The 24874-nt window shown below is 73.7% G+C and carries 21 protein-coding genes; 7 read left to right on the forward strand and 14 right to left on the reverse strand.

Annotated elements, in window-relative coordinates; translation table 11 throughout:
* Nucleotides 1-34: 34 nt before the first annotated feature.
* Nucleotides 35-1651 carry an ABC-F family ATP-binding cassette domain-containing protein gene (locus tag ABD808_RS33960; protein WP_344906006.1) on the reverse strand — a complete coding sequence of 539 codons (1617 nt, stop codon included), beginning with the start codon at nucleotides 1649-1651 and terminating at the stop codon, nucleotides 35-37.
* Nucleotides 1652-1910: 259 nt separating this feature from the next.
* Here ABD808_RS33960 and ABD808_RS33965 point away from each other — a divergent pair, with 259 nt between their 5' ends.
* The 4 genes from ABD808_RS33965 to ABD808_RS33980 are packed head-to-tail and all read left to right on the forward strand — an operon-like array spanning nucleotide 1911 to nucleotide 7247.
* Nucleotides 1911-4673, forward strand: a complete 2763-nt coding sequence (locus ABD808_RS33965) for an ATP-binding protein (protein WP_344906009.1) — start codon at nucleotides 1911-1913, stop codon at nucleotides 4671-4673.
* Nucleotides 4674-4732: 59 nt separating this feature from the next.
* Nucleotides 4733-5686: an ABC transporter ATP-binding protein gene (locus ABD808_RS33970; RefSeq protein WP_344906012.1), complete on the forward strand. Its 954-nt coding sequence runs from the start codon at nucleotides 4733-4735 to the stop codon at nucleotides 5684-5686.
* A complete protein-coding gene (locus ABD808_RS33975; RefSeq protein WP_344906015.1) occupies nucleotides 5683-6456 on the forward strand; it encodes an ABC transporter permease in 774 nt (257 codons plus the stop codon). Before ABD808_RS33970 ends, ABD808_RS33975 begins: the two co-directional genes overlap by 4 nt.
* On the forward strand, nucleotides 6453-7247 hold the full coding sequence (locus ABD808_RS33980) for an ABC transporter permease (RefSeq protein ID WP_344906018.1): 795 nt from the start codon (nucleotides 6453-6455) through the stop codon (nucleotides 7245-7247). Before ABD808_RS33975 ends, ABD808_RS33980 begins: the two co-directional genes overlap by 4 nt.
* A gap of 46 nt (nucleotides 7248-7293) precedes the next feature.
* Here the strand turns inward: ABD808_RS33980 and pheT are convergent, their stop codons facing one another.
* The 8 genes from pheT to infC all read right to left on the reverse strand — a co-directional run bounded on the left by pheT (nucleotide 7294) and on the right by infC (nucleotide 15457).
* Nucleotides 7294-9858 (reverse strand): phenylalanine--tRNA ligase subunit beta, encoded by a 2565-nt coding sequence (pheT, locus tag ABD808_RS33985; RefSeq protein WP_344906020.1) that lies wholly within the window; start codon nucleotides 9856-9858, stop codon nucleotides 7294-7296.
* Nucleotides 9858-10967 carry a phenylalanine--tRNA ligase subunit alpha gene (pheS, locus tag ABD808_RS33990; protein WP_344906022.1) on the reverse strand — a complete coding sequence of 370 codons (1110 nt, stop codon included), beginning with the start codon at nucleotides 10965-10967 and terminating at the stop codon, nucleotides 9858-9860. The genes pheT and pheS overlap by 1 nt, the downstream gene beginning before the upstream one ends.
* 138 nt (nucleotides 10968-11105) lie before the next feature.
* A complete protein-coding gene (locus ABD808_RS33995; protein WP_344906024.1) occupies nucleotides 11106-12200 on the reverse strand; it encodes a sensor histidine kinase in 1095 nt (364 codons plus the stop codon).
* Nucleotides 12201-12325: 125 nt separating this feature from the next.
* Nucleotides 12326-12916 carry an STAS domain-containing protein gene (locus tag ABD808_RS34000; RefSeq protein ID WP_344906027.1) on the reverse strand — a complete coding sequence of 197 codons (591 nt, stop codon included), beginning with the start codon at nucleotides 12914-12916 and terminating at the stop codon, nucleotides 12326-12328.
* A 291-nt stretch (nucleotides 12917-13207) separates the two neighbouring features.
* Nucleotides 13208-14023: a TrmH family RNA methyltransferase gene (locus tag ABD808_RS34005; protein WP_344906030.1), complete on the reverse strand. Its 816-nt coding sequence runs from the start codon at nucleotides 14021-14023 to the stop codon at nucleotides 13208-13210.
* Nucleotides 14024-14057: 34 nt separating this feature from the next.
* A complete protein-coding gene (rplT, locus tag ABD808_RS34010; RefSeq protein WP_344906033.1) occupies nucleotides 14058-14465 on the reverse strand; it encodes a 50S ribosomal protein L20 in 408 nt (135 codons plus the stop codon).
* A 67-nt stretch (nucleotides 14466-14532) separates the two neighbouring features.
* Complete coding sequence (gene rpmI / locus ABD808_RS34015; protein WP_344906036.1) at nucleotides 14533-14727, reverse strand: 50S ribosomal protein L35; 195 nt, start codon at nucleotides 14725-14727, stop codon at nucleotides 14533-14535.
* A gap of 181 nt (nucleotides 14728-14908) precedes the next feature.
* Nucleotides 14909-15457 carry a translation initiation factor IF-3 gene (infC, locus tag ABD808_RS34020; RefSeq protein WP_344906307.1) on the reverse strand — a complete coding sequence of 183 codons (549 nt, stop codon included), beginning with the start codon at nucleotides 15455-15457 and terminating at the stop codon, nucleotides 14909-14911.
* A gap of 491 nt (nucleotides 15458-15948) precedes the next feature.
* On the opposite strand from infC, the gene ABD808_RS34025 reads away from it, so the two are divergent.
* The gene (locus ABD808_RS34025; RefSeq protein ID WP_344906039.1) at nucleotides 15949-16446 is read left to right on the forward strand and encodes an NUDIX domain-containing protein; all 498 of its coding nucleotides are present in this window, start codon (nucleotides 15949-15951) and stop codon (nucleotides 16444-16446) included.
* A gap of 11 nt (nucleotides 16447-16457) precedes the next feature.
* A complete protein-coding gene (locus ABD808_RS34030) occupies nucleotides 16458-17432 on the forward strand; it encodes a carbohydrate kinase family protein (RefSeq protein WP_344906042.1) in 975 nt (324 codons plus the stop codon).
* On the opposite strand, the gene ABD808_RS34035 is transcribed toward ABD808_RS34030, so the two are convergent.
* Complete coding sequence (locus ABD808_RS34035; RefSeq protein ID WP_344906045.1) at nucleotides 17408-18109, reverse strand: HIT family protein; 702 nt, start codon at nucleotides 18107-18109, stop codon at nucleotides 17408-17410. The two genes, ABD808_RS34030 and ABD808_RS34035, sit on opposite strands and share 25 nt — an antisense overlap.
* A gap of 167 nt (nucleotides 18110-18276) precedes the next feature.
* Between ABD808_RS34035 and ABD808_RS34040 the strand changes: the two genes are divergently transcribed.
* On the forward strand, nucleotides 18277-19665 hold the full coding sequence (locus tag ABD808_RS34040; protein ID WP_344906048.1) for a prenyltransferase/squalene oxidase repeat-containing protein: 1389 nt from the start codon (nucleotides 18277-18279) through the stop codon (nucleotides 19663-19665).
* A 34-nt stretch (nucleotides 19666-19699) separates the two neighbouring features.
* On the opposite strand, the gene ABD808_RS34045 is transcribed toward ABD808_RS34040, so the two are convergent.
* From ABD808_RS34045 to alaS, 4 genes are read right to left on the reverse strand one after another with little or no spacing between them, the layout of a single operon-like run.
* Nucleotides 19700-20530, reverse strand: coding sequence for a shikimate dehydrogenase (locus ABD808_RS34045; protein ID WP_344906051.1), 831 nt, complete (start codon nucleotides 20528-20530; stop codon nucleotides 19700-19702).
* Nucleotides 20527-21690 (reverse strand): endolytic transglycosylase MltG, encoded by a 1164-nt coding sequence (gene mltG, locus ABD808_RS34050; RefSeq protein ID WP_344906054.1) that lies wholly within the window; start codon nucleotides 21688-21690, stop codon nucleotides 20527-20529. Before mltG ends, ABD808_RS34045 begins: the two co-directional genes overlap by 4 nt.
* Nucleotides 21687-22145, reverse strand: a complete 459-nt coding sequence (ruvX, locus tag ABD808_RS34055; protein ID WP_344906057.1) for a Holliday junction resolvase RuvX — start codon at nucleotides 22143-22145, stop codon at nucleotides 21687-21689. Before ruvX ends, mltG begins: the two co-directional genes overlap by 4 nt.
* A gap of 58 nt (nucleotides 22146-22203) precedes the next feature.
* Nucleotides 22204-24873 (reverse strand): alanine--tRNA ligase, encoded by a 2670-nt coding sequence (gene alaS, locus ABD808_RS34060; RefSeq protein WP_344906060.1) that lies wholly within the window; start codon nucleotides 24871-24873, stop codon nucleotides 22204-22206.
* Nucleotide 24874 lies beyond the last annotated feature (1 nt).

Consider the following 24874-nt stretch of genomic DNA (forward strand, 5'->3'; position numbering starts at 1 on the left):
GAGGGCCCGCCCCACATGGGGCGGGCCCTCTGTTTTACATGGGGTCGGTTTCGGTCAGGCCTGATTCGCGGGTCAGGTGGAGCCAGCGGATGATCCCCAGGGTGCGGAGGAAGGGGACGTCGTGGCTGACCACGATCAGGGCGCCCTGGTAAGCCGTCAGGGCCTGGGCCAGTTGGGCGGCGCTGGCCATGTCCAGGTTGTTGGTGGGCTCGTCCAGTAGGAGGAGCTGGGGTGCCGGTTCGGCGAGGAGCAGGGACGCCAGGACGGCGCGGAAGCGTTCGCCGCCCGACAGTGTTCCGGCGGGCCGTTCCGCTCGGGCGCCTCGGAACAGGAACCGCGCCAGTGCCGCCCTGACCTCGGACGGCGATGTCGACGGGGCCTGCGCGCGGACGTTGTCCAGGACGCTCAGCGACCCGTCCAGGACGTCCAGGCGCTGCGGCAGGTATCGGACGCCGTCCACGCCGATCCGCACCGTCACCCCCTCGGGGACGCGGTCGCCGATCAGCGTCCGCAGCAGCGTGGTCTTGCCCGAGCCGTTCGGGCCGGTCAGCGCGATCCGCTCCGGGCCACGGACGATCAGCTCGGTCAGGGTGCCGACGTCCGGGTCGGGGGCGTCCAGGCCCGTCACCGTCACGACCGTCCGGCCCGCCGGGACGCGGGTCGCGGGCAGCTCGACACGGATCTCGGCGTCCTCGCGGACGGCCTCCTCCGCCTCGGTCAGCCGCGACCTCGCGTCGGCGAGGCGTTCCTCGTGCATGATGCGGTGCTTGCCCGCCGACTCCTGTGCCTGCCGTTTGCGGGCGCCCATCACGATCTTCGGTTCGCGCTTGGTCTCCTGCATCCTGGCGCCGTAGCGCCTGCGGCGGGCCAGCTTGACGTGGGCCTCCTCCAGTTCGCGTTTCTGGCGGCGCAGGTCGGTCTCGGCGGCGCGGACGCCCCGCTCCGCCGCCTCCCGCTCGACCGCCAGCAGCTCCTCGTAGGCGGACAGGTTCCCGCCGAACGTCCGGACGGCGCCGCCGCGCAGGTCGGCGATCGCGTCGACCCGGTCGAGCAGCTCCCGGTCGTGGCTGACGACGACCAGGACGCCCGTCCAGGACGCGACCGCGTCGTAGAGGCGGTGCCGGGCGTCCAGGTCGAGGTTGTTGGTCGGCTCGTCCAGCAGCAGGACGTCCGGCCGGGCGAGGAACCGGGCCGCCAGGCCGACCATGACGGCCTCGCCGCCGGACAGCGTTCGGACGGTCCGGTCCAGGTCCAGGTGGTCGAGTCCGAGCCGGTCGAGTTCGGCGCGGGCGCGTTCCTCGACGTCCCAGTCGTCCCCGACCGCGGCGAAGTTCTCCTCGGTGGCCTCGCCGCGTTCGATGGCGTGCAGCGCGGCGCGGGTCCCGGCGACGCCGAGCAGATCCGCGACGGTCGCGGCGTCGTCCAGCACGAGGTTCTGCGGCAGGTAGCCGATCTCCCCCTCGACGCTCACGGTGCCGGACGCGGCGCGCAGCTCACCGGCGACGATCTTCAGCAGGGTGGACTTGCCGGACCCGTTGACGCCGATGAGGCCGGTCCTGCCGGTGCCGAACGCGGTGTCCAGGCCGTCCAGGACGATGGTGCCGTCCGCCCACGCGAACGACAGGTCCGAGCAGACGATGGCGAAAGACATGAGAGGTCGCCTCCATGGATGGTCGAGCTGATGCGGGACGCATGGAGACACCGCGGGACGCGCCGGAGGGCATGAGAAAGCCCGGCTGCACGGAAGTCCGCACTGAGGTCACGGGCGCGTGCCGGAAAGCGGCCAACGCGCGGTGTCGGACCTCAGATCCTCAATGGACTCCCCAACCGGGCGGAAATGTGACGGCACCGAGGATATCCGACGCGCTATCGCAACACAAGGAGCGTTGAGAGGGGCCATGCTAGGCCGAATGGGAATCGTCAGCCCGGTGTTCGCCGGGCGATCCGCGGAACTGGCCGCGTTACGGGCCGCGCACGCGCGGGCGTGCGCGGGCGAGGCCGCCGCCGTGCTCGTCGGCGGCGAGGCGGGCGGCGGCAAGACGCGCCTGGTCGCCGAGTTCACGCGGGGTCTGCGGACGGTCCGCGGGGCGTGCCTGGATCTTGGCGCCGCCAGTCTGCCGTACGCGCCCTTCACCGCGATCCTGCGGAGCCTCGGCCGCGACACGGTCGCCGCCCTGATGCCCGCGTCCGCCGTCCCCGAGCTCGGACGGCTGATGCCCGGCCTCACCGCGGCCGCGCCGCCGCCCGACGACGGGACCGGCCAGCTTCGGCTGTTCGAGCACGTCCTGGCGCTGGTCGAGCGGCTCGGCGCGGCGGAACCGGCCGTCCTCGTGGTGGAGGACGCGCACTGGGCCGACCACTCCACGCGCGACCTGCTGTCGTTCCTGTTCCGGAACCCGCCGCGCGGAAGCGTGCTGCCGGTGGTGACGTTCCGTCCCGAGGAGCCGGGCACCCGCCCGCTGTTCGCCGACCTCGCCCGGCTCCCCCACGTGACCCGGCTCGACCTGCCGCCGCTGTCCCCCGGCGAGGTCGCCGACCAGGTCCGCGGCATCCTCGGGGCCGCCGACCCGGGCCTGGCGCGGGACGTCCACACACGCGGCGGCGGCAACCCGCTGTTCGTCGAGGCGCTCGTCGGGGACCCCGGCACGGCGGTGCCCGGGTCGCTGCGCGACCTGCTGCTGAGCCGCGTCCACCAGCTCCCCGGACCCGCCCGGGACGTGTCGCGGGCCGCGAGCGCCGCCGGGGACCGGGTCGGGCACGGCCTGCTGGCCGCCGTCACCGGGCTGGACGATCCCGCGCTGAGCGAGGCGCTGCGGCCGTGCGCCGACCACGGGCTGCTCGTCGCCGACACCGACGGGTACACCTTCCGGCACGCGCTGATCCGCGAGGCCGTCCACGCCGATCTGCTGCCCGGCGAGCGCACCGCCCTCCACCGCCGGTACGCCGAGACCATCGAACGCTCCCCCGACCTCAGCGACGCACCGGCGAGCGCGCTCGCCGTCCACTGGCAGGGCTGCGGCGACCACGCCCGCGCCCTGTCCGCCGCGTGGCGGGCCGCCGGGGAACGGCAGGCGGCCGCGGCCTACGCCGAGCAGCGGTCGCTGCTGGAACGCGTCCTGCGCCTGTGGGACCGCGTTCCCGACGCCGGGACCCGGACGGGTCTCACCCGGCACCGGGTGCTGGAGGCGGCCGCGGAGGCCGCGGCCGCCGACGGAGACCCCGGGCGGGGGCTGCCCCTCGTCCAGGCGGCCCTGGACGGCGCGGACCCCGGCCGCGTCCCGTGGCTGCTGACCGTCCGGGCGATGCTGCGCGGCTTCCAGGGCCGGGAGAACGAACTGCGCGACCTGAGGGAGGCCGAGCGGCTCGCCACCGGCCCGGTCCGCGTCCCGGTCCTGGGGCGGTTGAGCTACCGGTTGGTCATCTACGGCGAGATGGACGAGGGCGAGCGGCTCGGCCGGGAGGGGCTGGCGCTGGCCCGCGACCACGGCGACCCGCACACCCGCACCTACCTGGAGGTCACCGTCGCGGCCGCGGCGGCGCGGGACGGCGACGGCGACCCGGCGGGGCTGGAACGGCTCCGGCACCGCGACCTCGACCCGAGGGTCCTCGTCTCCGTGCTGAACACGCTGACGCACTGCGCGCTGAACACCGGCCGCCTGGACGAGGCGCTGGCACGCGCCGCCGAGGGGCTCGCGGTCGCGGCCGACATCGCGCCGGGCTACAGCGGGGGGCTGGCGCTCGCCGTCAACCAGGTCGAGGCGTTGTACCGGCTGGGCCGCTGGGACGAGGCCGACCGCGCGCTGCGACGGCACCTGGAGCGGCACCACGCGCCCGCGTTCCGGCTCCAGATGATGATCTGGCGGACCGCCCTGCTGGCGGCGCGGGGAACGGGCCCCGAGCCCGACCCCGAGGCCCTCACCGTCCCGTTCGACGCCGGGTTCCCGCAGACCGCGCTCCTCCTCGCACAGGCGACCATCGAATGGCGGCTGGCGCAGGACGACCGCCCGGCCGCCCGCGTCGTCGTGGCCGCCGCGCTGCGCCATCCCCGGCTGACCGCACAGCCCTGCCATGTGTGGCCGCTGCTGGAGTCCGCCGCGCTCGCCGGAGGGCCGCGCCTCCCCGAGGTCGCCGAGGTGGCCGCGCGGCTGCCCGCCCTGAACCCGGCGGCACGGGCGTACGCGGCGACCATCGCCGCGCTGACCGGCGGCTCCGCGGCGCCGACCGGCGACTCCGCCGCCCAGTCCGGCGACTCCGCCGCGTGGTCCGTCGCCATCGCCGGGTGGGAGGGCCTGGCGCAGCCCTATCCGCTCGCGCGGGCGCTGTTCCATGCGGCCTGCGCCGACCTGTCGGCCGGTGACCGCGCGTCCGCCGCCGCACGGCTCGACCGCGCCGCCGGGATCGCCGCGTGGCTCGGTGCGGCGCCGCTGGCCCGGCGCGTCTCCGAGCGCGCTCGCCGGGCCGGGCTGTCCGGCCCGTCCGGTGGCCCGCTCACCGCGCGCGAGTCGGAGGTGCTGCGGCTGCTGGCGCGCGGCCGGTCGAACCGGGAGATCGCCGAGGAACTGTTCATCTCCCCCAAGACCGCCAGCGTCCACGTGTCCCACATCCTCGCCAAACTCGACGTCTCCTCCCGGAGCGAGGCCGCCGCCGTCGCCCGCGACCGCGGACTGCTCTGAGCCGGAAATAGGGAGGCGTCTTATGGCTCAGGGGCCCGCCTTACCTGGACGGTGGCGGCATGGAAGCCGCCGTGCACACCTCACACCTGCGTCGCGTCTACACGCACCGGCGACGGGAACCGGTCGTCGCCCTGGACGACCTGTCCCTGACCATCGGCCGGGACGAGATCCACGGGCTGCTCGGGCCGAACGGCGCGGGCAAGACCACCCTCGTCAGGATCCTGTCGACCGTGCTGCTGCCGTCCGCCGGGACGGCGCGCGTCCTCGGCCACGACGTCGTCGCCGAGACCCGGGACGTCCGGGCGCTCGTCGGGCTCGTCCTCGGCGGCGACCGGGGCCTGTACGACCGGCTGAGCGCCCGCCGCAACCTGCTGTTCTGGGGCGCGCTCTACAAGCTCGACCCCCGGACGATCCGCGACCGCGCGGCCGCGTTGCTGGACCGGGTCGGCCTCGGCGACCGCGCCGACGACCCCGTCGAGGGCTACTCGCGCGGCATGCGGCAGCGGCTGCACCTGGCGCGCGGGCTGCTGCACGAACCGCGCGTGCTGTTCCTCGACGAACCGACCTCCGGGCTCGATCCGGTCGCGGCCGCCGCGTTCCGGGGGCTCGTCCGCGAGCTGCGCGACGAGGGCCGCGCGTTCCTGCTCGCGACCCACGACATGGACGAGGCGACGGCGCTGTGCGACCGGGTCACGCTCATCGACCACGGCCGGATGCTGCTGAACGGCGAGCCCGCGCGGATCGGACGGTTCCTCGGCGACCGCGAATGCGTCGACTACACCGGCGACGACCCGGCGCTCGCGACCGCCGTGGCGGTGCTGCCGGGCGTCACCGACGTCGAGCGGCGCGACGGCTCGCCGGGCGGATGGCGCGTCCACACCGCCGACCGGGACGCCACCCGCCGCGTTCTCGGCTGGCTGCTGGACCGCGACGTCCTCACCGCCAGGCGCGGCCAGCCCACCCTCGAAGAGGTCTACCTGCGCGCGGTCGGCGACCGGGGGATGCGGGTATGAGCGCGCTCCGGGTCATGTGGTCCGCGGTGCTGCTCCAGGTCGCGCTGTCGCGGCGGCGCCCCGAGCACGCCCTCATCCTGCTGATCGCGCCCATGCAGACGACGACGATGCTCGCGCTCGCGGTGACGACGCACCGCCAGGACGTCGTGGCGAACGCCGTCATCGCGCCTGGCCTGATCGGGCTCTGGGTGGCCGCGCTCGACTACGCCGGACGCGTCGTGAGGGAGGACCGCTGGGCGGGCCGGTTCTCCGCGCTGATCGCCGCGCCCGTCCCGCTCGGTCTGGTGGTGGCCGGACGGGTCGCGACCGTCGTCCTCGTCGGCGCGGCCGCGTTCGTCGAGTCGTGGCTGGTCGCGGCCCTCGGATTCGGCCGGGTGCTGACGGTCGCCGACCCCGGCCCGTTCGCGGTCGCGATCACGGCTACCTGCCTGGCGACGGTCGGAACGGCCACGCTCATCTCGGCGGTGTTCGTGATGTCACGGGCCGGCGACGTGCTCCAGAACTCGCTCAGCTACCCGTTCTACATTCTCGGCGGGGTCCTCGTCCCGGTGACCGTGCTGCCCGGCTGGCTGCACCCCTTCAGCCGCGCCGTGTTTTTGTCGTGGAGCGCGGACCTGCTGCGTGACACCGTCCACGGAGACGCGCACGGCTGGCCGCGGTCGGTCGCGGTGATCCTCGGGCTCGGCGCGGCGGCGATGGCGGCGGGGCTGTGGCTGACGCGCCACTACGTCGACCGGGCCCGCCGCGACGGGACGGTGGGGTTCGCGTGAGGCACACGCTCAGGGTCGTCCGGGCGTCCGCCGCCCTCGGGTTCGTCGACCTGGCCGCCGTCTACACCTGGCGGACGTGGACGTTCGGCTGGCTGGTGCGGCTGCTGTGCCAGGCGTCCTTCTACGCCCTGCTCGGCCGCTACGTCGGCGACGAGCCGACCATGCGGTACGTGCTGGTCGGCAACATCGTGGTGCTGGCCTGCATGGAGTCAACGATCGTGGTGATCTCGCTTGCCGCGGAGAGGGCGGGCGGGACGCTGCCGTTGCTCGCCGTCGCGCCGTCCGGGCACCTGCCCGTGTACCTGGGCCGGGGAATCCAGTGGACGGCGACCGGGCTGGCCAGCTCCCTGATCGCCTGGGTGGTGCTGCCGCCGCTGCTGGGCGTCCCGCTGCCGTGGCCGCGCGCCGCGTACGCGGTCCCGGTCATCGTGCTCGTCATCGCGTCCAGCTACGGGTACGGATGCGCGCTGGCGGGCATCGCGCTGCGGCTGCGCGGCGTCGAATGGCTGGTGCTGAACTTCGCGTACGGCATCGTCATGACGTTCGGCGGCGTCAACGTCCCGATCAGCACCTGGCCCGCCCCGGTCCGGGTCGCGGCGCAATGCCTACCGGTCACGCACGGGCTCCAGGCGGTCCGCGGCATCCTGGACGGCGCGCCGACCGCCCACATCAGTGGGCTGCTCGGCATCGAGGCACTGGTGGGCGCGGGCTGGTACGCGGTGGCGGCGCTGTCGATGGAACGGCTCGTGTCCGTGGGCCGCCGGGACGGAAGCCTCGACCACTCCGGGTGAACGCGCGCCCCAAGGCCGGGGCGCGCGTTCACGCGGTGGCGTTCCGTCAGCCGCGCAGGACGGCGCCCGTGCGGTCGGACGCGGTGGTCACGGCGGCCTCGCGGGCCTGCGAGGCATCCTCGGCGGTGAGGGTGCGGTCGGCGGCGCGGAACCGCAGCGTGTACGCCAGGGACTTGCGGCCCTCGCCCACCTGCTCGCCGGTGTAGACGTCGAACAGGCGGATCGCCTCCAGCAGGTCGCCCGCGCCGTCGCGCAACGCGGCCTCCACCTCGGCGGCGGGGACCGCCGAATCGACGATCAGCGCGACGTCCTGGGTGGCGACCGGGTAGCTCGACACGTGCGGCGCGCGGACCGTCACCGGGTCGCCGAGGCGGCGCAGCTCCAGCTCCATCGCGCACGACCGCGGCGGCAACCCGTACGCCTTGGTGACGCGCGGGTGCAGTTCGCCCGCGTGCCCGGCGAGCGTGTCGCCGACGTAGAGGGCGGCGCAGCGGCCCGGATGCCACGGGGCGTGCTGGTCGGCCTTCGCCGTCAGCTCGACGCCGACCTCGCGGGCCACCGTGCGGGCGGCCTCGATCGCGTCCGCCCACAGCGCCGGACGGCCCTCGCCCCACCAGCCGGACGGCTCCCGGTCGCCGGACAGGACGACCGCGACCCGCTGCGGCTGGTCCGGCAGCGCCGCCTCCAGCTCCGCCAGCTCGGCGGGCGTCGGACCGCGGTCGACCGCGAGACGCGGCGCGCGCTCCGGCGCGTCCGGACGAGGCCGGAACACGGTGCCCAGTTCGTACAGCGCGGCGTCACCGAAACCGCGACCCACGTTGAGCGCCAGAACCTTGAACAGGCCCGGCAGCAGCGTGGTGCGCAGCAGCGGCTCCTCCTCCGACATGGGGTTCGCGAGCCGCAGCGTCGCGCGGCGGGCGTCGTCGGCGGGCAGGTGCAGGTTGTCCCAGTCCTTCTCCGCGACGAACGGGAACGCCAGCACCTCGACGTACCCGGCGCACGCGAGCGCGCGGCCGACGCGGCGCCGCAGCCGCTGCGTCGCGGTCAGGCCCGTGCCCGCGACGGGGCGCGGCGCCCTGGCCGGGATGTCCTCGTACCCCTCCAGCCGGACGACCTCCTCGGCGAGGTCGTTCGGGTCGGTGAGGTCGGGACGCCACGACGGCGGCGTCACCGTCAGCGTGTCGTCCCCGGCGACCGTGGCGTTCCCGGCGACCGTGGCGTTCCCGGTGACCGCGCAGCCGACCTGCTCCAACCGCCGGACGACGGCGTCGCGCCCGTAGGTCACGCCCGCGACCCGGTCGGGGTGCGCGGCGGCCATCGTGACGGTGACCGGCGGGACGGGCGCCTCGGCGTGCGTCACCCCGGGCATGATCTCCGCGCCGCCCAGCTCGGCGAGCATCCGCGCCGCCCGGTACGACGCGTACAGCGGCAGCTCACGGTCGACGCCCCGCTCGAACCGGTAGGACGCCTCACTGTGCAGCCGGTGCCGCCGGACCATCCGGGCCGTGCCGATCGCGTCGAAGTGCGCGGCCTCGATGACCATGTCGGACGACCGCTCGTCGATCTCGGTGGTGAGACCGCCCATCGCCCCGGCCATCGAGATCGGGCCCGACTCGTCGGTGATCAGGATGTCCTCGGGGTCGAGGCTCCGCCGGACGTGGTCGAGCGTCTCCAGCTTCTCGCCGGGCGCGGCCCGCCGCACCACGATCGGGCCGGTGAGCTTGCCCCGGTCGAACGCGTGCAGCGGCTGCCCCAGCTCCAGCATCAGGTAGTTGGTGACGTCGACGGCGAGCGACACCGGCCGCATCCCGGCGCGGTGCAGGCGCACCCGCATCCGGATCGGGGTCTGCGCGTCCGGGTCGAACCCCCGCACCTCGCGCAGCACGAACCGGTCGCACACGGACGGGTCACCAATGCTCGCCGGGTACCCCTCGCCACCGTCCTCCAGCCCCCGCCCACCACCATTCAAACGACGAGCTCCGCTCGACCCCCTTCTGGGCGGGAGGTCGACCCGGGCGGGGTCCTTGAACGGGACGCCGTAGGCGGTCGCGGCCTCGCGGGCGATGCCACGGATCGACAGGGCATAGCCACGGTCGGGCGTGACGGCGATGTCCAGGACGTCGTCGCGCAGCCCGAGCAGTTCCACCGCGTCCACGCCGACGGGCGTGTCCGGCGGCAGGACGAGGATGCCCGCGTGGTCGTCGCCGATGCCCAGCTCGTCGACCGAGCAGATCATCCCCTCCGACACGTGCCCGTACGTCTTGCGGGCGCTGATCGCGAACCCGCCGGGCAGCACACCGCCCGGCAGGATCACGACCACGTGGTCGCCGACGGCGAAGTTCGTCGCGCCGCAGACGATGTTCTGCGGGGCGCCGGTGCCGTTGGCCTGCCCGACGTCCACCTGGCAGTAGCGGATCGGCTTCTTGAAACCGGTCAGCTCCTCGATCGCGAGGACCTCGCCGACGACCAGCGGGCCGGTGATGTCGGCGCCCGCCTGCTCAACGGTCTCGACCTCCAGGCCCGCCGCGATCAGCTTCTCGGCGAGCGCGCGTCCGGTGACACCGGCGGGCAGCTCGACGTACTCGCGCACCCAGGAAAGCGGCGCCCGCATCAGATCTCCATCCCGAACGGAAGGGTGAACCGGACGTCGCCCTCCACCATGTCGTACATGTCCTCCACGTCGTGGCGGAACATCAGGGTCCGCTCGACGCCCAGCCCGAACGCCCAGCCGCTGTAGCGGTCCGGGTCGATGCCGCAGGCCACCAGCACGCGCGGGTTGACCATGCCGCAGCCGCCGAGCTCGATCCAGCCCTCCGAGCCGCACGTCCGGCACGGGTCGCCGCCCGGCTCGGCGGACGCGCCCCGGCAGACGAAGCACTGCATGTCGACCTCGCCGGACGGTTCGGTGAACGGGAAGTACGACGGCCGGAACCGCGTCTTCAACCCCGCGCCGAACATGCCGGTGACGTAGGCGTCCAGGCCGCCGCGCAGGTCGGCCATCGTCAGGCCCTCGTCGACCGCGAGCCCCTCCAGCTGGTGGAAGACGGGGCTGTGCGTGGCGTCCAGCTCGTCGGTGCGGAACGTGCGCCCGGGGGCCACGACGTACACCGGCAGCTCCCTGGACAGCAGCGACCGAATCTGCATCGGGGACGTGTGGGTCCGCATCACCAGCCCGGACTCCTCCGACTCGACGAAGAAGGTGTCCTGCATGGTGCGGGCGGGATGGTCGGGCAGGAAATTGAGGGCGTCGAAGTTGTACCACTCCGCCTCGATCTCCGGGCCCTCCGACAGCTCGAAGCCCATCGAGACGAACACGTCGACCATCCGCTCCTGCATGGTGGTCAGCGGGTGCCGGGCGCCGCGCGGCGCGCGGTCCCACGGCAGGGTGACGTCGACGGTCTCCTCGACCAGGACGCGCTGGTCGCGTTCTTCCTCCAGTTCGGTCTGGCGCGCCTTCAGCGCCTGGGAGACGGCGCCACGGGCGGCGCCGATGCGCTTCCCGGCCTCGGCGCGGGCGGCGGGCGGCAGCGCGCCGATCTCGCGGTTGGCGAGCGCCAGCGGGGAACGGTCCCCGGCGTGCGCCAGGCGGACCTGCTTCAGGGCGTCGAGGTCGGCGGCCGCGGCGATCGCCGCGAGCGCGTCGGCGCGGGCCCGCTCCAGCTGTTCGGGCTGGAGCGCGGACACCTCGACGGGGTCAAAGGACTTGTTGGGTGCAGACATGGCTGTGTGATCGACTCCGGTCGGCGTGGGACGCCCGCAGTCTAGTGCGCGGGCGGTGAGGATCCGGAAAGCGTGCGCGTGACGCGCGGCCCGTCCGGGACCCCGGGGTGATCGCCCTGCCCGGCGGTGCGCGCCGGGTCAGCTGGCGTAGTCGGGGGCCCCTGCGGGCACGGTAAATCGGAACTCGGCGCCGCCGCCGGGCGCCCGCCGCACGGTGATCACGCCGCCGTGCGCCTCGACCAGGCCCTTGACGATGTAGAGCCCGAGGCCGGTGCCGCCCCTGCGGTCGCCGCCGGGACCACGCCAGAACTGCCGGAAGACGCGTTGGACGGCCTCGGGCGGTATGCCCGCGCCCTCGTCGCGCACCGACACGGCGGTTCCCTCCTTGTGCGCGTCCGGCTCCACCACGATGGTGACGGTTCCCGCCCCGTGGCGGACCGCGTTCTCGACCAGGTTACCGAGGATCTGGTCCATCTTGTCGGGGTCGAGCCACATCTCGGGCAGCTCGCCGTGGGACTCGAACCTGAACCGGTCCTCCGGCTCGCCCGCCGCGACCCGGCCCGCGATGATCTTGCGGATCTCGTCCGGAAGGTCGACGACCTGGCGGTGCATCTCCAGCCGCCCGGCCTCGATGCGGGACACGTCCAGCAACTCGGTGATCAGCCGGGTGACGCGGTCGGCGTCGGCGTTGACCGTCTCCAGCATGACGCGCTTCTGGTCGTCGTTGAAGCGGTGCCACTTGGCCAGCAGCGTCGCGGTGAACCCCTTGACGCTGGTCAGCGGGGAGCGCAGCTCGTGGGCGACGGTGGAGACCAGGTCGGCGCGGTCGCGTTCGCGGCGGGCCCGTTGCAGGGCGTCGCGCAGCGACACCGTGAACCTCTCCACGCGGCGGCGGTCGTCCCTGCGGTACGCGGCGGCCACCAGGACCTCGGTGCCGTCGGGCAGGAACAACGAGCGCTCGGGATGCCGGGTGCGGGTGGACAGCCCGTCGTAGGGGGCCAGGCACTTCCACCAGTCGCGCCCCTCGGCGTCGTGCAGCGGAAGGACGTCGCGGAAGTCGCGGCCGACGGCGGACGCGGCGGCGACGCCGGTCATCCGCGTCGCGGCGGCGTTGAACACCATCACCCGGGCGTCGCGACCGGCGACCAGCAGCCCGTCGGGCAGATCGTCCGGCGAGAGCCCGCCGGGTGCCGATGCGGGCGCGGGCACACGAGGGTGATCCTCTCTGCCCACGGCGGCCTCCAGAACACCGAAGAGAACGCGGCCTGTCGAGAAGAGACTCTAGCCGCAGTCGGGGGCGTCGCGGCACCCGCAAAGCGCCCCACGGCAAGGCATGTGTAGCCTCCGGGCGTCCGCGCTCACCTGGACGTCGCGGACGGGTCGTGCTCGGCGAGCGCGCTCGCGACGTCCGGGTGGACCGCGAACAGGCGGTCGAGCCCGGTCACGCGCAGCAGCCGCGCCTGGGCGGGACGGACGCGGGCCAGCGCGATCTCGCCGCCGGACGCGACGATCCGGTTGCGGGCCGCGACCAGCGCGCCGAGCCCGGCCGCGTCGCAGAACGGGACGGCGGCGAAGTCGGCCACGACGCGGCGCGCGCCCTCGCCGTTGGGTCCGGTACCGAGACCGGCGCCGAGACCTGCGCCGTGCACGGCGACGAGCCGAGCCCGCAGCGTGTCGGCGGTGCGCAGGTCGATCTCACCGGTCACCGCGACGACGACCGTGTCGCCGCGCGCCCGGGTGATCTCGACGGTCAACGGGTCGTCCGGCCCTGGCACGTGAACGCCCCGGACCGCGACCGACGCGGCGGGCCCCGTGGACGCCATGGACGCCTTAGCCGCCGTGGACGCCATCGACGAGTTCGCGGCCACGCCGAGGGACGCGCCCAACCGGCACCGCACCTCCGGCCCGCGCCGCCCCGGCCGCCTCGCCGGTCTGCTGTCCTCGGTCATCACGTTTCGCCCCCAACTCTGTACGGCACCGATGTCGCCCCTGGTCAACCCACTGATCACACCGTAGGCGCGGGGTGCCGCCGAACGGATCCGCCGAGCGACCGTTTCCCGCTCCTACCTGCGAAGGAGCCCGGCACGGCAGCGGTACTGCGACCGGTCCCCTCGGCCCACTGCCCGCGCGTTGACCATCTTCGCAGCTCAACGACCGGAAAGCGGGTTATTGGACGACCGATTGCGGCCATCCGATCACGGAACGCAGTCAAGATCCGGGATCGGCGTCGCGTGCGGACGTCACCTCCCGCGCTGCGCGCGGGCCGACGCATACAGGCATACGGCCGCCGCCGTGGCCAGGTTCAGGCTCTCGGCGCGCCCGTGGATCGGGACCCGGACGACCTCGTCCACATGCTGGAGGATCTCGTCCGGAAGGCCCCACGCCTCGTTGCCGAACACCCAGGCGGTCGGACGCGCCAGCAGGCCGCCGTCGATCGCCTCGTCGAGGGTGCGGTCACCCCCGCCGTCCGCGGCGAGGACGGTGAGCCCGGCGCCCCGCAACTCCGGGGCGAGCGCGTCGAACCGCGGGCCGACGACGACCGGCAGGTGGAACAGGCTGCCCGCCGACGCCCGCACGCACTTGCCGTTGTACGGGTCGACGGAGGCGTCGGTGAACACGACGCTCTCCGCCCCGGCGGCGTCCGCGGTGCGCAGCACCGTGCCCGCGTTGCCGGGATCGCGGACGTGCGCGAGGACGGTCACCAGCCGGGGACCGCGCTCCAACGCCGTGGCCAGCGGAACGTCGACGAACTCGCAGACCGCCAGCAGCCCCTGCGGGGTGACGGTCTGCGCCAGCTCGGCCATGATCTCGCCACTGACGCGCAGCACCGGCGCGCCCACCCGCTCGGCGGCGGCGATCAACTCGGGATGGCGCGCCTCGGCCTCCGCCGTGGTGAACAGCTCGGCGAGGCCGCCGGGGCTATCCAGCGCCTCCCGCACCGCCTGCGGCCCCTCGGCGAGGAACCGGTTCTCGCGGCGGCGGAAGGCGCGCTTGGCGAGCCGGCGAGCGGCCTTCACCCGCGGTGATCGGACGGAGGTCAGCTCGCGGCCCGCCATGTCGAGATGCTCGCCCGGGTCCGGAAGGCCCGGATCAGGCCGCCTCCGTGTTTCCGGCGGCGTTGTTTCCGGCGGTGTTCCGCTCGGCCGGCAGCGCCTTCTTGGCGACCTCGACCAGGGTGGCGAACGCGGGCGCGTCGTTGACGGCCAGTTCGGCCAGCATGCGGCGGTCGACCTCGACCTCCGCGGCCTTCAGACCCTGGATGAACCGGTTGTAGGTGATCCCGTTGGCGCGGGCGGCGGCGTTGATCCGCTGGATCCACAGCCGGCGGAACTGGCCCTTGCGGTCCTTGCGGTCCCGGAAGGCGTACGTCATCGAGTGGAGCTGCTGCTCCTTGGCCTTGCGGTACAGACGCGAACGCTGGCCCCGGTAGCCGCTCGACCGCTCAAGGACGACCCGACGCTTCTTGGCGGCGTTGACCGCCCGCTTCACGCGTGCCACGTGCTGACTCCTTCGTGGGGGCCGGGGCCGTCGGGCCTCGGCCGGTCGCTGATGTTCTGGTCGGGCGCTACTTGCGCAGCAGCTTCTTGATGTTCTTGGCGTCCGAGGGGGCCACCACCACGGGGCCGTCGAGCCGCCTGGTCCGCTTGGACGGCTTGTGCTCGAGCAGGTGGTTGCGGTTGGCGCGGCGGCGCATCACCTTGCCGGAGCCGGTCAGCTTGAAGCGCTTCTTGGCACCGCTGTGGGTCTTGGTCTTCGGCATGGTCGCCGTCGTCTCCCTAACTGTCCGACCCCCGCCCGGACGGCACGGGGGCGCACCCGATCGGCGCCTCGCACGAGTTCTCGTGAGCGCGCCCGGTCAGGCTTCAATGTACGTCCGCCGCGTCCCCGCCCTGGCCCGTGCGGTCACGCAGGGGCCGGGGCCGCCGCGCGGCGGGCGGCCGTCAGACGGTGCCGGCCGTCTCCTGGCCGCGGGCCGCCTTCTTCTTGTGCGGACCGATCACCATGATCATGTTCCGGCCGTCCAGCTTGGGCCGCGACTCGACGAAGCCGAGCTCCTCGACGTCGTCGGCGAGCCGCTGCAGGAGCCGGTAGCCAAGCTCGGGGCGGGACTGCTCACGACCACGGAACATGATCGTGACCTTCACCTTGTCCCCGGCCTTCAGGAACCGTACGACGTGACCCTTCTTGGTCTCGTAGTCGTGCGGGTCGATCTTCGGGCGGAGCTTGATCTCCTTGATGACCGTGTGCGCCTGGTTCTTCCGCGCTTCGCGCGCCTTCATCGCGGACTCGTACTTGAACTTGCCGTAGTCCATGAGCTTGGCGACGGGCGGGCGCGCGGTGGGCGCCACCTCGACGAGGTCGAGATCCGACTCGCGCGCGAGTTCAAGGGCCTTGGCGATGGGCACGATGCCCACCTGTTCGCCGTTCGGGCCGACGAGCCGGACCTCGGGCACGCGAATGCGATCGTTGATACGCGGTTCGGCGCTGATGGGACCTCCTTGGGGCCGTTCTCACGTTCGTTGGACCGGTCGTACCCCGAGGCTTCCACGAGAAAAGCCCCGCACGACTCACGTACGGGGCCACCTTCGGTCTCCCCGAGCGGCAGAGCCGCCCAGGGACGACGGCGGGACGAGCGCCATGCGCTCGTTCGCCGGACCGAGACCCATCAGCCTTGCGGCTGGTCAGGTGGGAGGTGGCCTCCGCTTGTGCGCCATGCGCGCTCTCCGTTTCCGGGTGCGCGTAAGGCCGGTCGGCCACAAAGACTACCACCTGCGGGAGGTTCGTGCGCCACGGCGGAGACTTGCCCGTGGGAGTCCTCGTGAGGTACGCCACCCTGATCAACGACCGGGAGGCGCCGCCCATTCCCGCGTCCGGGTGACGACGTTCTTGCCCGCCGGTCCTCTCGGCAGCGCGGCCCCCGGCTGTTACGGTGAGGCGAAGACGGCCCGGTGGGCCCGGCACCAGGGAGGTTGTTCCCGCGATGCCCTCGGTCGAGGCCGGCACGGCCGGCCCCCTCACCGCCTTGTCCCCGATCAGGCTGGAGTTCGCCCAGAAGGCGTTCATCGTCTCGGGCGGACGGTTGCTCCTCGTCCGCAAGTCCGCGTCCGACCCGTTCCATCCGGGCCGCTGGGAGGTTCCCGGCGGGCGGCTGGAGGTGGAGGACGACCTCGACCTGGACGACCACATCCGCCGCGAGGTGTGGGAGGAGGTCGGCCTCAAGATCGATCCGGGGCCGCCCTTCCATCTGTGGCAGTGGTTCATGCCCGACAGGGCCGATCTCGCCGGGCGCGGGCAGGTTCGGGTCGTGGCGACGGCGCGCAGGTGCCGGCCGGTGACGGTCGACGCGACCCTGGAGAACCAGGAGAGCGACGACCATCTCGACGGCTGCGCCTGGGTCCCGCTGGACGAGGCCGGTACCTACGACCTCATCCCGAGCCTGCGCCCGGTGATGCGGGCGTTCCTGCTCGCGGCCGGGTGACCGTCGAAGGCATGGACCCGCTCCCGTCACCTGTCCCGCCACCCGCCGCCTCCCCCGTCGAGTGGCCGGGGCTGGACGGCGCCGACGAGCGCCGCTTCTCGCTGTTCGTCATCGGAGACGTCGGCATCGAGGTCCGCGCGACGCTGCCGGACGTCCGGTTCGTCGACGTCGTCGCCGACCGTCTCGCCTACGCCCCGGCCCGCGCGATGGTGGCGGGGACGGCGGTCAACCTGGCCCGGTGCGCGACGCGCTACTTCCGCAGCGTGGGCGTGCTCGGCAAGATCGGCGACGACGACCACACCCGGACGATCCGCCGGGAGCTGCGGCGCCTCGGCGCCGACGACCACCTGTGCGTCGAGCCGGGCACGCCGAACGGCGTCTCGGTGATGCTGCGCGACCGTCCGAACGGCGACGGCCCGGCGGGCGGGCGGGGCGTGCGGCTGCTGGTCGTCCACGACGATCCGCCGTGCCGCCGCCTGACCGTCCCGGAGGTCCGCGCGGCGGCGGCCGCGATCGAGGGCTGCGACGTGCTGGTCACCGACGGGTACTCGCTGCTGTCCCCGGTCTCGCGGGCCGCGCTGCACACGGCGGCGGGAATCGCCCGCGACGCCGGGACTCGGGTGGCGTTCGACGTCGTCCCGCACGACGTCGACGCGCGGCTCGCGGCCGACGACGTCCTGCCGATGCTGGACCTGGCCGACCTCGTCATCTCCGAGGCGCCCACGGTGGCGCGGCTGCTCGGCCGTCCGGTGCCGTGCGGCGGGCAGGAGGTGCGCGACCTGCTGCCGTGCCTGGACCGGGCCGTGCCCGGCCGCCCGACCTGGCTGCTGCGTTTCGGGCCGACGTCCCTGGAGCGGGTCCTCGTCCACCGGCGCGGACGGCCGCCGGTGGAGTACCCGACCGGATACAGGGACGGCGTGGAGCGGGTCGGGTTCGGCGACCGGCTCGCCGCGGCCGAGCTCTACCGCTGGCTGTCCGGTAACTGATCCTCACCCTGCGCCGACGACGCCGCGCGCAGGTCTTCCAGGGTGTGCAGGAACCGGCTGCGGCTGGCGGGCAGGCCGAAGCTCTCCTGCCAGCGCCAGGTCGAGTCGCGCCCGGCGGCCGTGACCGCCCAGCGCAGGAACTGGCTCTGCACCCCGTCGCCGGGATGGACGGTCGCGGCGCCGCCCTCCTCGATGAACAGGTAGGAGCGGCCCGCGCGAAGGAGTTCGCGGAGGGCGGCGTGGTCGACGGGAGCGCCGGGGTGGCCGCGTTCCTCCACGACCGTCCGCACGCCGGACACACCGGGCAGGAAATGCCAGTGGGCGTGGTCGATGCACGCGCCTCCGCCCTGGGAGGTGGCCGGTCCGTGTTCGAACAGCAGTAGGTCGCCGTCGCCGTACGCCCGGCGGTACAGGTCGGCGACGCGGTCGCGCCACCGCAGGGCGCCCTCCCACATCCGGGGGCCGAACTCCCCGGCGGACATGTGGTGGTCGCGGGTCACCAGCAGCACGTGCCCCTCCCTGAGGGGGGCGATGTCCGGCATCAGGAGGAAGTCGCCGTCGCGCGCGATGACGCTCGACTCCCCCGGCAGATCGGCCATCACGTTGAACCGGAACCTCAGCGGCGGGCACAGGACGCAGTCGTGACCGGGCTCGGTCCACACCGTCGGCTCGGCCAAGCCTCCTCCAAATCACCTGGTGGCGGGGGACGTTCGCCTTCCAGCGTGCCCGGCGGGCCGCTGGACCGTCCCGTCCGGCCACAGGTCTCTACGACAAGGGACAGATATGTGACCGGCGAGGTACGCGGCCCGGCTTTGGGGGCACAACAGAAGCAGAAGGCAAAACTGTGAACCAGACATCTCGGCTCCCCGCGCCCGCACCCCGCCCCCACCGTCCCGCCGCGCCGCACCGGGCACGGCGCTCCGGCCCGGACGTCCCCGCCATCGACATGGCGCTCCTCGCCGCCCGGCTGGACGAGTCGCTCGACGTGCTCCGCGACGCCTACGCGCCCGCGATCGGCACCGGCGGCGGCTGGTACCACGAGCTGTCCCGGCCCGAGCCCGGCACGACCGCGACGGCCGTCGGGCTGCTGGCGTTCGTGGAGGCGGGGCGGCCGTTCGAGTACTTCGACGACGGGCTGGCGTTCCTGGCGTCCCGGCAGACGGTGTCCGACGACGGGCTGCGCGACGGCGGCTGGGCCACCAAGACCAGCCTCGGCATGCCGGTGGTGGAGGCGACCGCGTGGATCGCGCGGTTCCTCGCCCGCGCCCGCTGCGACCTGCGCGACGACGCGCCCGACCTGCGGCGCGCGTACGCGTGGCTGCGGCACAACCAGAACCCCGACGGCGGCTGGGGGTCGCTGCACGGCTCCCGGTCCCGGGTGTGGCTGACGTGCCTGGCGCTGCGCGCGCTCACCCAGCTCAACCCCTACGACACGGCGGTCGACCGGGGCGTGGAGTGGCTGACCGCGGACCGCACGGCGCACCGGCCGGGCTGGGGGCCGACGCAGGCGGCGCGGCCGACCGTCACCCACACCGCGTTCGCGCTGGTGACGCTGGCGGAGGCGCGGCCGGAGCTGCGGTCCGAGCGGCTGCTGGACGCCTACGACTGGCTGCTGGACAACCTCGACCCCGACGACGACCACACGTGGATCGAGACCTACGACGTCTCGCCGCACGGTCCCGGCGCGAAGCCGGTGTGGCGGCTCGCGCTGTGGCACTACGGCCTGCCGATCGCGCTCGCCGCCCTGCTGCGGGACCCGCGCGGCCCGAACGGCCCGGCCGTCGCCCGCGCGTTCCGGACGCTGGCTCGCAGCGAGGTGGGCGACCGGCGCTGGAACGGTCACATCGGTGGCGGGCGGACGTCGCTGTGGACGCTGTGGTGGCGGCTGGAGACGCTGGTCGCGCTCGGCCGGATGCCGCTGGCCGGGGGCGCCGACGTCCTGCACTGGCTGCCGGACGCCACGGTGGTGCAGCGCGAACACGCCCGCGACCTCCCCCTCGCCGATCTGTTCCCGCACCGCCGGGTCGTCGACGCGGTGACGCTGGCGCGGCGGCACTGGGCGTCGATCCTGCTGGTCCTGGTGTGCCTGTGCAGCGCGGCCGGGGTCGCCGTCGACCTGTGGGGGTGGAAGGACTTCTGGATGAGCGTGATCCTGCCGATCGTGCTCACCGGGATCAACGAGTCGCTGACGCGGCGCCGCGCGGCACGCGGCCCGCCCCCGGCCGCGTCATGACGGGCTCCGCCCGCGTCGTGACAGCGCGGGCGGTTCAGGCCCGGCGGTCCAGTTCGGCCTCGCCCGCCGCGCGCATCGCCTCGACGGGGATGTCCTCGCGCCCGGTCATCAGCGTCACCTGCCGGACCGCCTGGTGCAGGAGCATCGCGAACCCGCTGACGACCGTGCCGCCCGCGCGTCCGACCGCCGCCGCGAGCGCCGTGGGCCATGGCGCGTACACCACGTCGAACAGGGCGGCGCCGGACTCGGCGACCGGTTCGGCGACCGGGTCTGCGGCCCGTCCGGGCAGCGTCGACACCACCAGGTCGGCGGGGAGGTGCGCGGTGGCCCGGTCGAGTGTCACGACGCGGACCGTGAGCCCGAACCGCTCCCCCACCTCCACCGCGCCCACCGCGCGTTCCGGGGTCCGCACGGCGAGGACGGCCTCGTCCAGGCCGAGCCCGGCGAGGGCGACCAGCGCGGACGCCGCCGTCGCGCCGCCGCCGAGCACCAGCGCGGAGGCGGGGGCCTTGACGCCCGCCTCCGTCAGCGCCGTCACGATGCCGTGCACGTCGGTGTTGCCGGCGTGGCGGCGGCCGTCGCGCAGGACGATCGTGTTGGCGCCGCCGACGTTCACCGCCAGGTCGGACACGGTGTCGACCAGGCCGAGCGCGACCCGTTTGAGCGGCATCGTCAGCGACAGGCCCGCCCATTCGGGGCCGAGGCCGTCCAGCAGTGCGGCGAGGCCGTCCTCGCCGCACTCGACGGCGTCGTAGGACCAGGCGTCCAGGCCCATCGCCGCGTACGCCGCCCGGTGCAGGACCGGCGACAGCGAATGCGCGATCGGCGACCCCAGCACCGCCGCGCGGTGCGCCTTTTCTGTCACTGGCCCGGGTGCGCCTTCTGCCAGGCCCGGAACTTCTTCTCCAGCTGGACCCGCTCCGCCTCCGTCGTGGCGAACTCGGTGATCTTGTTGGTGGGGTCGGTGGCGATGAAGAAGATCCAGGTGCCGTCGGCGGGCGACAGGGCCGCCTCGATCGCCTGCGGGCCGGGGCTGGAGATCGGGCCCGGTGGCAGGCCCGCGTGCAGGTAGGTGTTGTAGGGCGAGGGGGTCTGCAAGTCCTTCTCGGTCACGGTCAGCGTCCGCTTGTTGAGCGCGTACAGCACCGTCGTGTCGAACTGGAGCTTCATGCCCTTCTTCACCCGGTTGTAGATGACGCGGGAGATCTTCGGCAGGTCGCTGGGCTTGCCGCCCTCCGCCTGGACGAGGCTCGCCAGCGTGATGACCGTCGCCGGTTTCATCCCCGCCGCGCGCGCCTTGCCGACCAGGTCGAGGTTCTGCGCCTCCTCGTTGTACCGGGCCACCATCTGCTTGAGGATCTGCTCGGCCGTCCCGTTCGGGTCGAGGTCGTAGCGGCCCGGGTACAGGTACCCCTCCACCTTGCCCTTCGCGTACTCGGGCAGCGCGAGCGACTCCGGCTTCTTCGCGGCGGCCTGGAAGTCCTTGACGGGGATGCCCGTCTTCTTCGACAGCAGCTCGTAGATCTCGATGGCGCGCTTGCCCTCCGGGACGGAGAGCTGGTTGCCGGCGCGGGACTTCGGGTCGAGCAGCAGCGACATCGCCGCGGCCGACGACATCCTCAGCCGCATCTGGTAGAAGCCGGGCTGGATGCTGGAGGCCCGCGTCTCGCCGTTGTAGACCTTCACGAACGCGCGGGCGCTCTTGACGACGCTGTGCCCCTCCAGCGTCGCCGCGATCACCGCGCCGCTCGCGCCGTCCTTGATCTGGACGGTGATGTTGCCGCTGCCCTGCCCCTCGTAGTCCGGTGGGTGCCGCTTGCTGTCGAGCCAGGCGTACCCGAGCACGCCGCCGGTGCCGAACACCGCGACCAGGAACGCCATCGCGAACAGGGCGGCGGCACGGCCGTTGCGCCTGCGGCGCTTCTGGCGTTTGCGGGCGCGCCTCTGATCGCGCCTGCCGTACCGCTGCTCCTCGTGCGGCGGCCCCTCGCCGTACGGGTCTGAGAAGAGGTCCAAATCGTTCATGAGTTCCCCCGGACGATCTCGCCTGGGGGGCGGTCAGTCAACCGTTCCACGTCAAGTGCCGCTTGGAGCAGGACCGTCGCGGCGGCCTGGTCGACGACGGCGCGCCGGGCCCGGCCGCGCACGCCTCCGGCGCGCAGCCCGCTCTCCGCCGTCACGGTGGTGAGCCGCTCGTCGTGCAGCCGGACCGTCTCCGGGGGGAGCCGGTCGGCCAGTGTCGTCGCGAACCCGCGCGCCGTCCGCGCCGCCGGACCCTCACGGCCCGACAGCGACGTCGGCAGGCCGACGACCACCTCGATCGCCTCGTGCTCGGCGACGAGCGCGACGATCCGGTCGATGTCGCCCTTGCCGCTCTTGACCGTCTCCAGTGGCGTGGCGAGGATGCCGCCGGGGTCGCACCGCGCGACCCCGATCCGCACGCTGCCGACGTCCACCGCCAGCCGGACGCCGCGCCTCATCGCGGCGTCCCCGTCCCGCCACGGGACGGCCCCGGTCTCTTGCCCCGACGCCCCGGCCTCACGCGGCCCCTACGGCTTGTTCCACGGCGGCGAGGGCGGCGCCGATGGCGGACGGGTCGGCCCCGCCGCCCTGGGCGAGGTCGTCCTTGCCGCCCCCGCCCCCGCCGAGCGCCTTCGCGGCGAGCCCGACGAGCGCGCCCGCCTTCAGGCCCCGGTCGCGGGCGCCCGCCGTGACGGCGACGACCACGACGGGACGGTCCTTCGGCACGCCCGTGACCATCACGACGGCGGGCCGCGCGGTGAGGCGGCCGCGCACGTCGACGGCGAGCTTGCGCAGGTCGTCGGCGCCGGTGCCGTCCGGGGCGCGGTGCCCGACGAACGCGATGCCGTGCACGTCGGTGGCGGAGTCGGCGAGCGATCCCGCGATGGCGAGGACCTGCTGCGAGCGGAGCTTCTCCAGCTCCTTCTCGGCGTCGCGGAGCCGGGTGACGACACCCGAGATCCGCTCGGGCAGCTCCTCCTTGCGCGTCTTCAGCTGCTCGGCGAGCTGCGCGACGAGGACGCTCTCGCGCGCCAGGAACCGGAAGGCGTCGATGCCGACGAGGGCCTCGACGCGGCGGACGCCCGCCCCGATCGACGCCTCGCCCAGCACCTTGACCAGGCCGAGTTGACCGGAGCGCGCGACATGGGTGCCGCCGCACAGCTCGCGGGAGTAGTCGCCGACCTCGACGACGCGGACCTCGTCGCCGTACTTCTCGCCGAACAGGGCCAGCGCGCCCATCGCGCGGGCCTCGTCGATCGAGGTGTGGAACGCGCGAACGTCAAGGTCGCCGACGAGGACCTCGTTGACCTCGTCCTCCACGTCGCGCAGCACGCTCGGCGGGACGGCGCCGGACGCGGTGAAGTCGAACCGGAACCGGCCGGGCGAGTTCTCCGACCCGGCCTGCGCCGCGGACTCGCCGAGCGCGCGGCGGAACCCGGCGTGCACCAGGTGGGTCGCGGTGTGCGAGCGGGAGATCGCGTGGCGGCGCTCCACGTCCACCTCGGCGTGCGCGGTGTCACCCGCCTGCGCCTCGCCGCTGACGACCCGGCCGCGGTGCACGACCAGCCCGGCGAGCGGCGACTGCACGTCGGTCACCTCGATGACGGCGCCGTTGCCGAGCCGGATCGTGCCGTGGTCGCCGAGCTGGCCGCCGCCCTCGGCGTAGAACGGGGTGCGGTCCAGGACGACCTCGACCTCGGTGCCCTCCCCGGCGGCGGGCGCGTTGGCGCCGCCCACCAGCAGCCCGACCAGGCGGGCGTCGCCGAGCAGGTGCCGGTAGCCGATGAAGTCGACCTTGCCGCCCGCGCCGGTGAGCAGCTCGTCGAGGACGGACACGTCCAGGTTGCCGGTCCTCTTGTCGCGGGCGTCCTTCTTGGCGCGGTCGCGCTGCTCGCGCATGAGCCGCCGGAAGCCCTCCTCGTCCACCTGGAGGCCCTGCTCGGACGCCATCTCCAGGGTGAGGTCGATCGGGAAGCCGTAGGTGTCGTGCAGCTTGAACGCCTGCGCGCCCGCCAGCGTCCCGCCACCGGACCCGCGGGTCTCCGCGACGGCGGTGTCGAAGATGGCGGTGCCGGTGCGGAGCGTCGCGAGGAAGGAGTCCTCCTCGGCGTCGATGACCGTGTGGATGTTCGCGGCGGTGCGGACCAGCTCGGGGTACTGCTCGCCCATCGCGGCGATCGCGACGGCGGTCAGCTCGTGCATGAGGCCCGCGTCGGCGCCGCCGAGCAGCCGCAGGTTGCGGATGGAGCGGCGCAGGATGCGGCGCAGCACGTAGCCGCGGCCCTCGTTGCCGGGACGGATGCCGTCGGCGACCATCATCGTCCCGCTGCGGACGTGGTCGGCGATGACGCGCAGCGACACGTCGGCGCGGTGGTCGCGGCCGTACCGGGCGCCGGTCAGCTCGGCGGCGCGGGCGAGGACGCGCCACAGCGTGTCGGTCTCGTAGATGTTGTCGACGCCCTGGAGGATCGCCGCCATGCGCTCCAGGCCCATGCCGGTGTCGATGTTCTTGGCGGGCAGGTCGCCGAGGATCGGGAAGTCGGTCTTGCTCTCCCCCGGCCCCCGCTCGAACTGCATGAAGACGAGGTTCCAGACCTCCAGGTAGCGGTCCTCGTCGACGACGGGCCCGCCCTCGCGGCCGTACTCGGCGCCGCGGTCGTAGTAGATCTCAGAGCAGGGCCCGCACGGGCCGGGGACGCCCATCGACCAGAAGTTGTCCACCATGCCGCGCCGCTGGATGCGGTCGAGGGGGACGCCGACCTTGTCGTGCCAGAGCCCGGCGGCCTCGTCATCGTCGTCGAAGACGGTCACCCACAGCTTCTCCTCGGGGAACCCGAAGCCGCCCTCGTCCCGGGACCGGGTCAGCAGCTCCCAGGCGAACGGGATCGCCTGCTCCTTGAAGTAGTCGCCGATGGAGAAGTTGCCCAGCATCTGGAAGAACGTGGCGTGCCGGGTGGTCCTGCCGACCTCTTCGATGTCGGGCGTCCGCACGCACTTCTGCGCGCTGGTCATCCGCGGGGACGGCGGGGTTCGCTGGCCGAGGAAGTACGGCTTGAACGGGACCATTCCGGCGTTGACCAGCAGGAGGGTCGGGTCCTCGGCGATCAGGCTGGCCGAGGGCACCACCGTGTGCCCGCGCTCCTCGAAGAACCTGAGGAAGCGGCGTGCCACCTCTGCCGACTCCATG

The sequence above is a fragment of the Actinomadura meridiana genome (assembly GCF_039537545.1).
Taxonomy (GTDB): Bacteria; Actinomycetota; Actinomycetes; order Streptosporangiales; family Streptosporangiaceae; genus Spirillospora; species Spirillospora meridiana.

Excerpts from the sequence above, each read along its gene's own strand:
- ABD808_RS33960 (WP_344906006.1), bottom strand. The coding sequence starts at position 1,651 with ATGTCTTTCGCCATCGTCTGCTCGGACCTGTCGTTCGCGTGGGCGGAC.
- ABD808_RS33965 (WP_344906009.1), top strand. The coding sequence starts at position 1,911 with ATGGGAATCGTCAGCCCGGTGTTCGCCGGGCGATCCGCGGAACTGGCC.
- ABD808_RS33970 (WP_344906012.1), top strand. The coding sequence starts at position 4,733 with ATGGAAGCCGCCGTGCACACCTCACACCTGCGTCGCGTCTACACGCAC.
- ABD808_RS33975 (WP_344906015.1), top strand. The coding sequence starts at position 5,683 with ATGAGCGCGCTCCGGGTCATGTGGTCCGCGGTGCTGCTCCAGGTCGCG.
- pheT (WP_344906020.1), bottom strand. The coding sequence starts at position 9,858 with ATGCGGGCGCCGCTTTCCTGGGTGCGCGAGTACGTCGAGCTGCCCGCC.
- pheS (WP_344906022.1), bottom strand. The coding sequence starts at position 10,967 with ATGTCTGCACCCAACAAGTCCTTTGACCCCGTCGAGGTGTCCGCGCTC.
- ABD808_RS34000 (WP_344906027.1), bottom strand. The coding sequence starts at position 12,916 with ATGACCGAGGACAGCAGACCGGCGAGGCGGCCGGGGCGGCGCGGGCCG.
- ABD808_RS34005 (WP_344906030.1), bottom strand. The coding sequence starts at position 14,023 with ATGGCGGGCCGCGAGCTGACCTCCGTCCGATCACCGCGGGTGAAGGCC.
- rpmI (WP_344906036.1), bottom strand. The coding sequence starts at position 14,727 with ATGCCGAAGACCAAGACCCACAGCGGTGCCAAGAAGCGCTTCAAGCTG.
- ABD808_RS34025 (WP_344906039.1), top strand. The coding sequence starts at position 15,949 with ATGCCCTCGGTCGAGGCCGGCACGGCCGGCCCCCTCACCGCCTTGTCC.
- ABD808_RS34030 (WP_344906042.1), top strand. The coding sequence starts at position 16,458 with ATGGACCCGCTCCCGTCACCTGTCCCGCCACCCGCCGCCTCCCCCGTC.
- mltG (WP_344906054.1), bottom strand. The coding sequence starts at position 21,690 with ATGAACGATTTGGACCTCTTCTCAGACCCGTACGGCGAGGGGCCGCCG.
- ruvX (WP_344906057.1), bottom strand. The coding sequence starts at position 22,145 with ATGAGGCGCGGCGTCCGGCTGGCGGTGGACGTCGGCAGCGTGCGGATC.
- alaS (WP_344906060.1), bottom strand. The coding sequence starts at position 24,873 with ATGGAGTCGGCAGAGGTGGCACGCCGCTTCCTCAGGTTCTTCGAGGAG.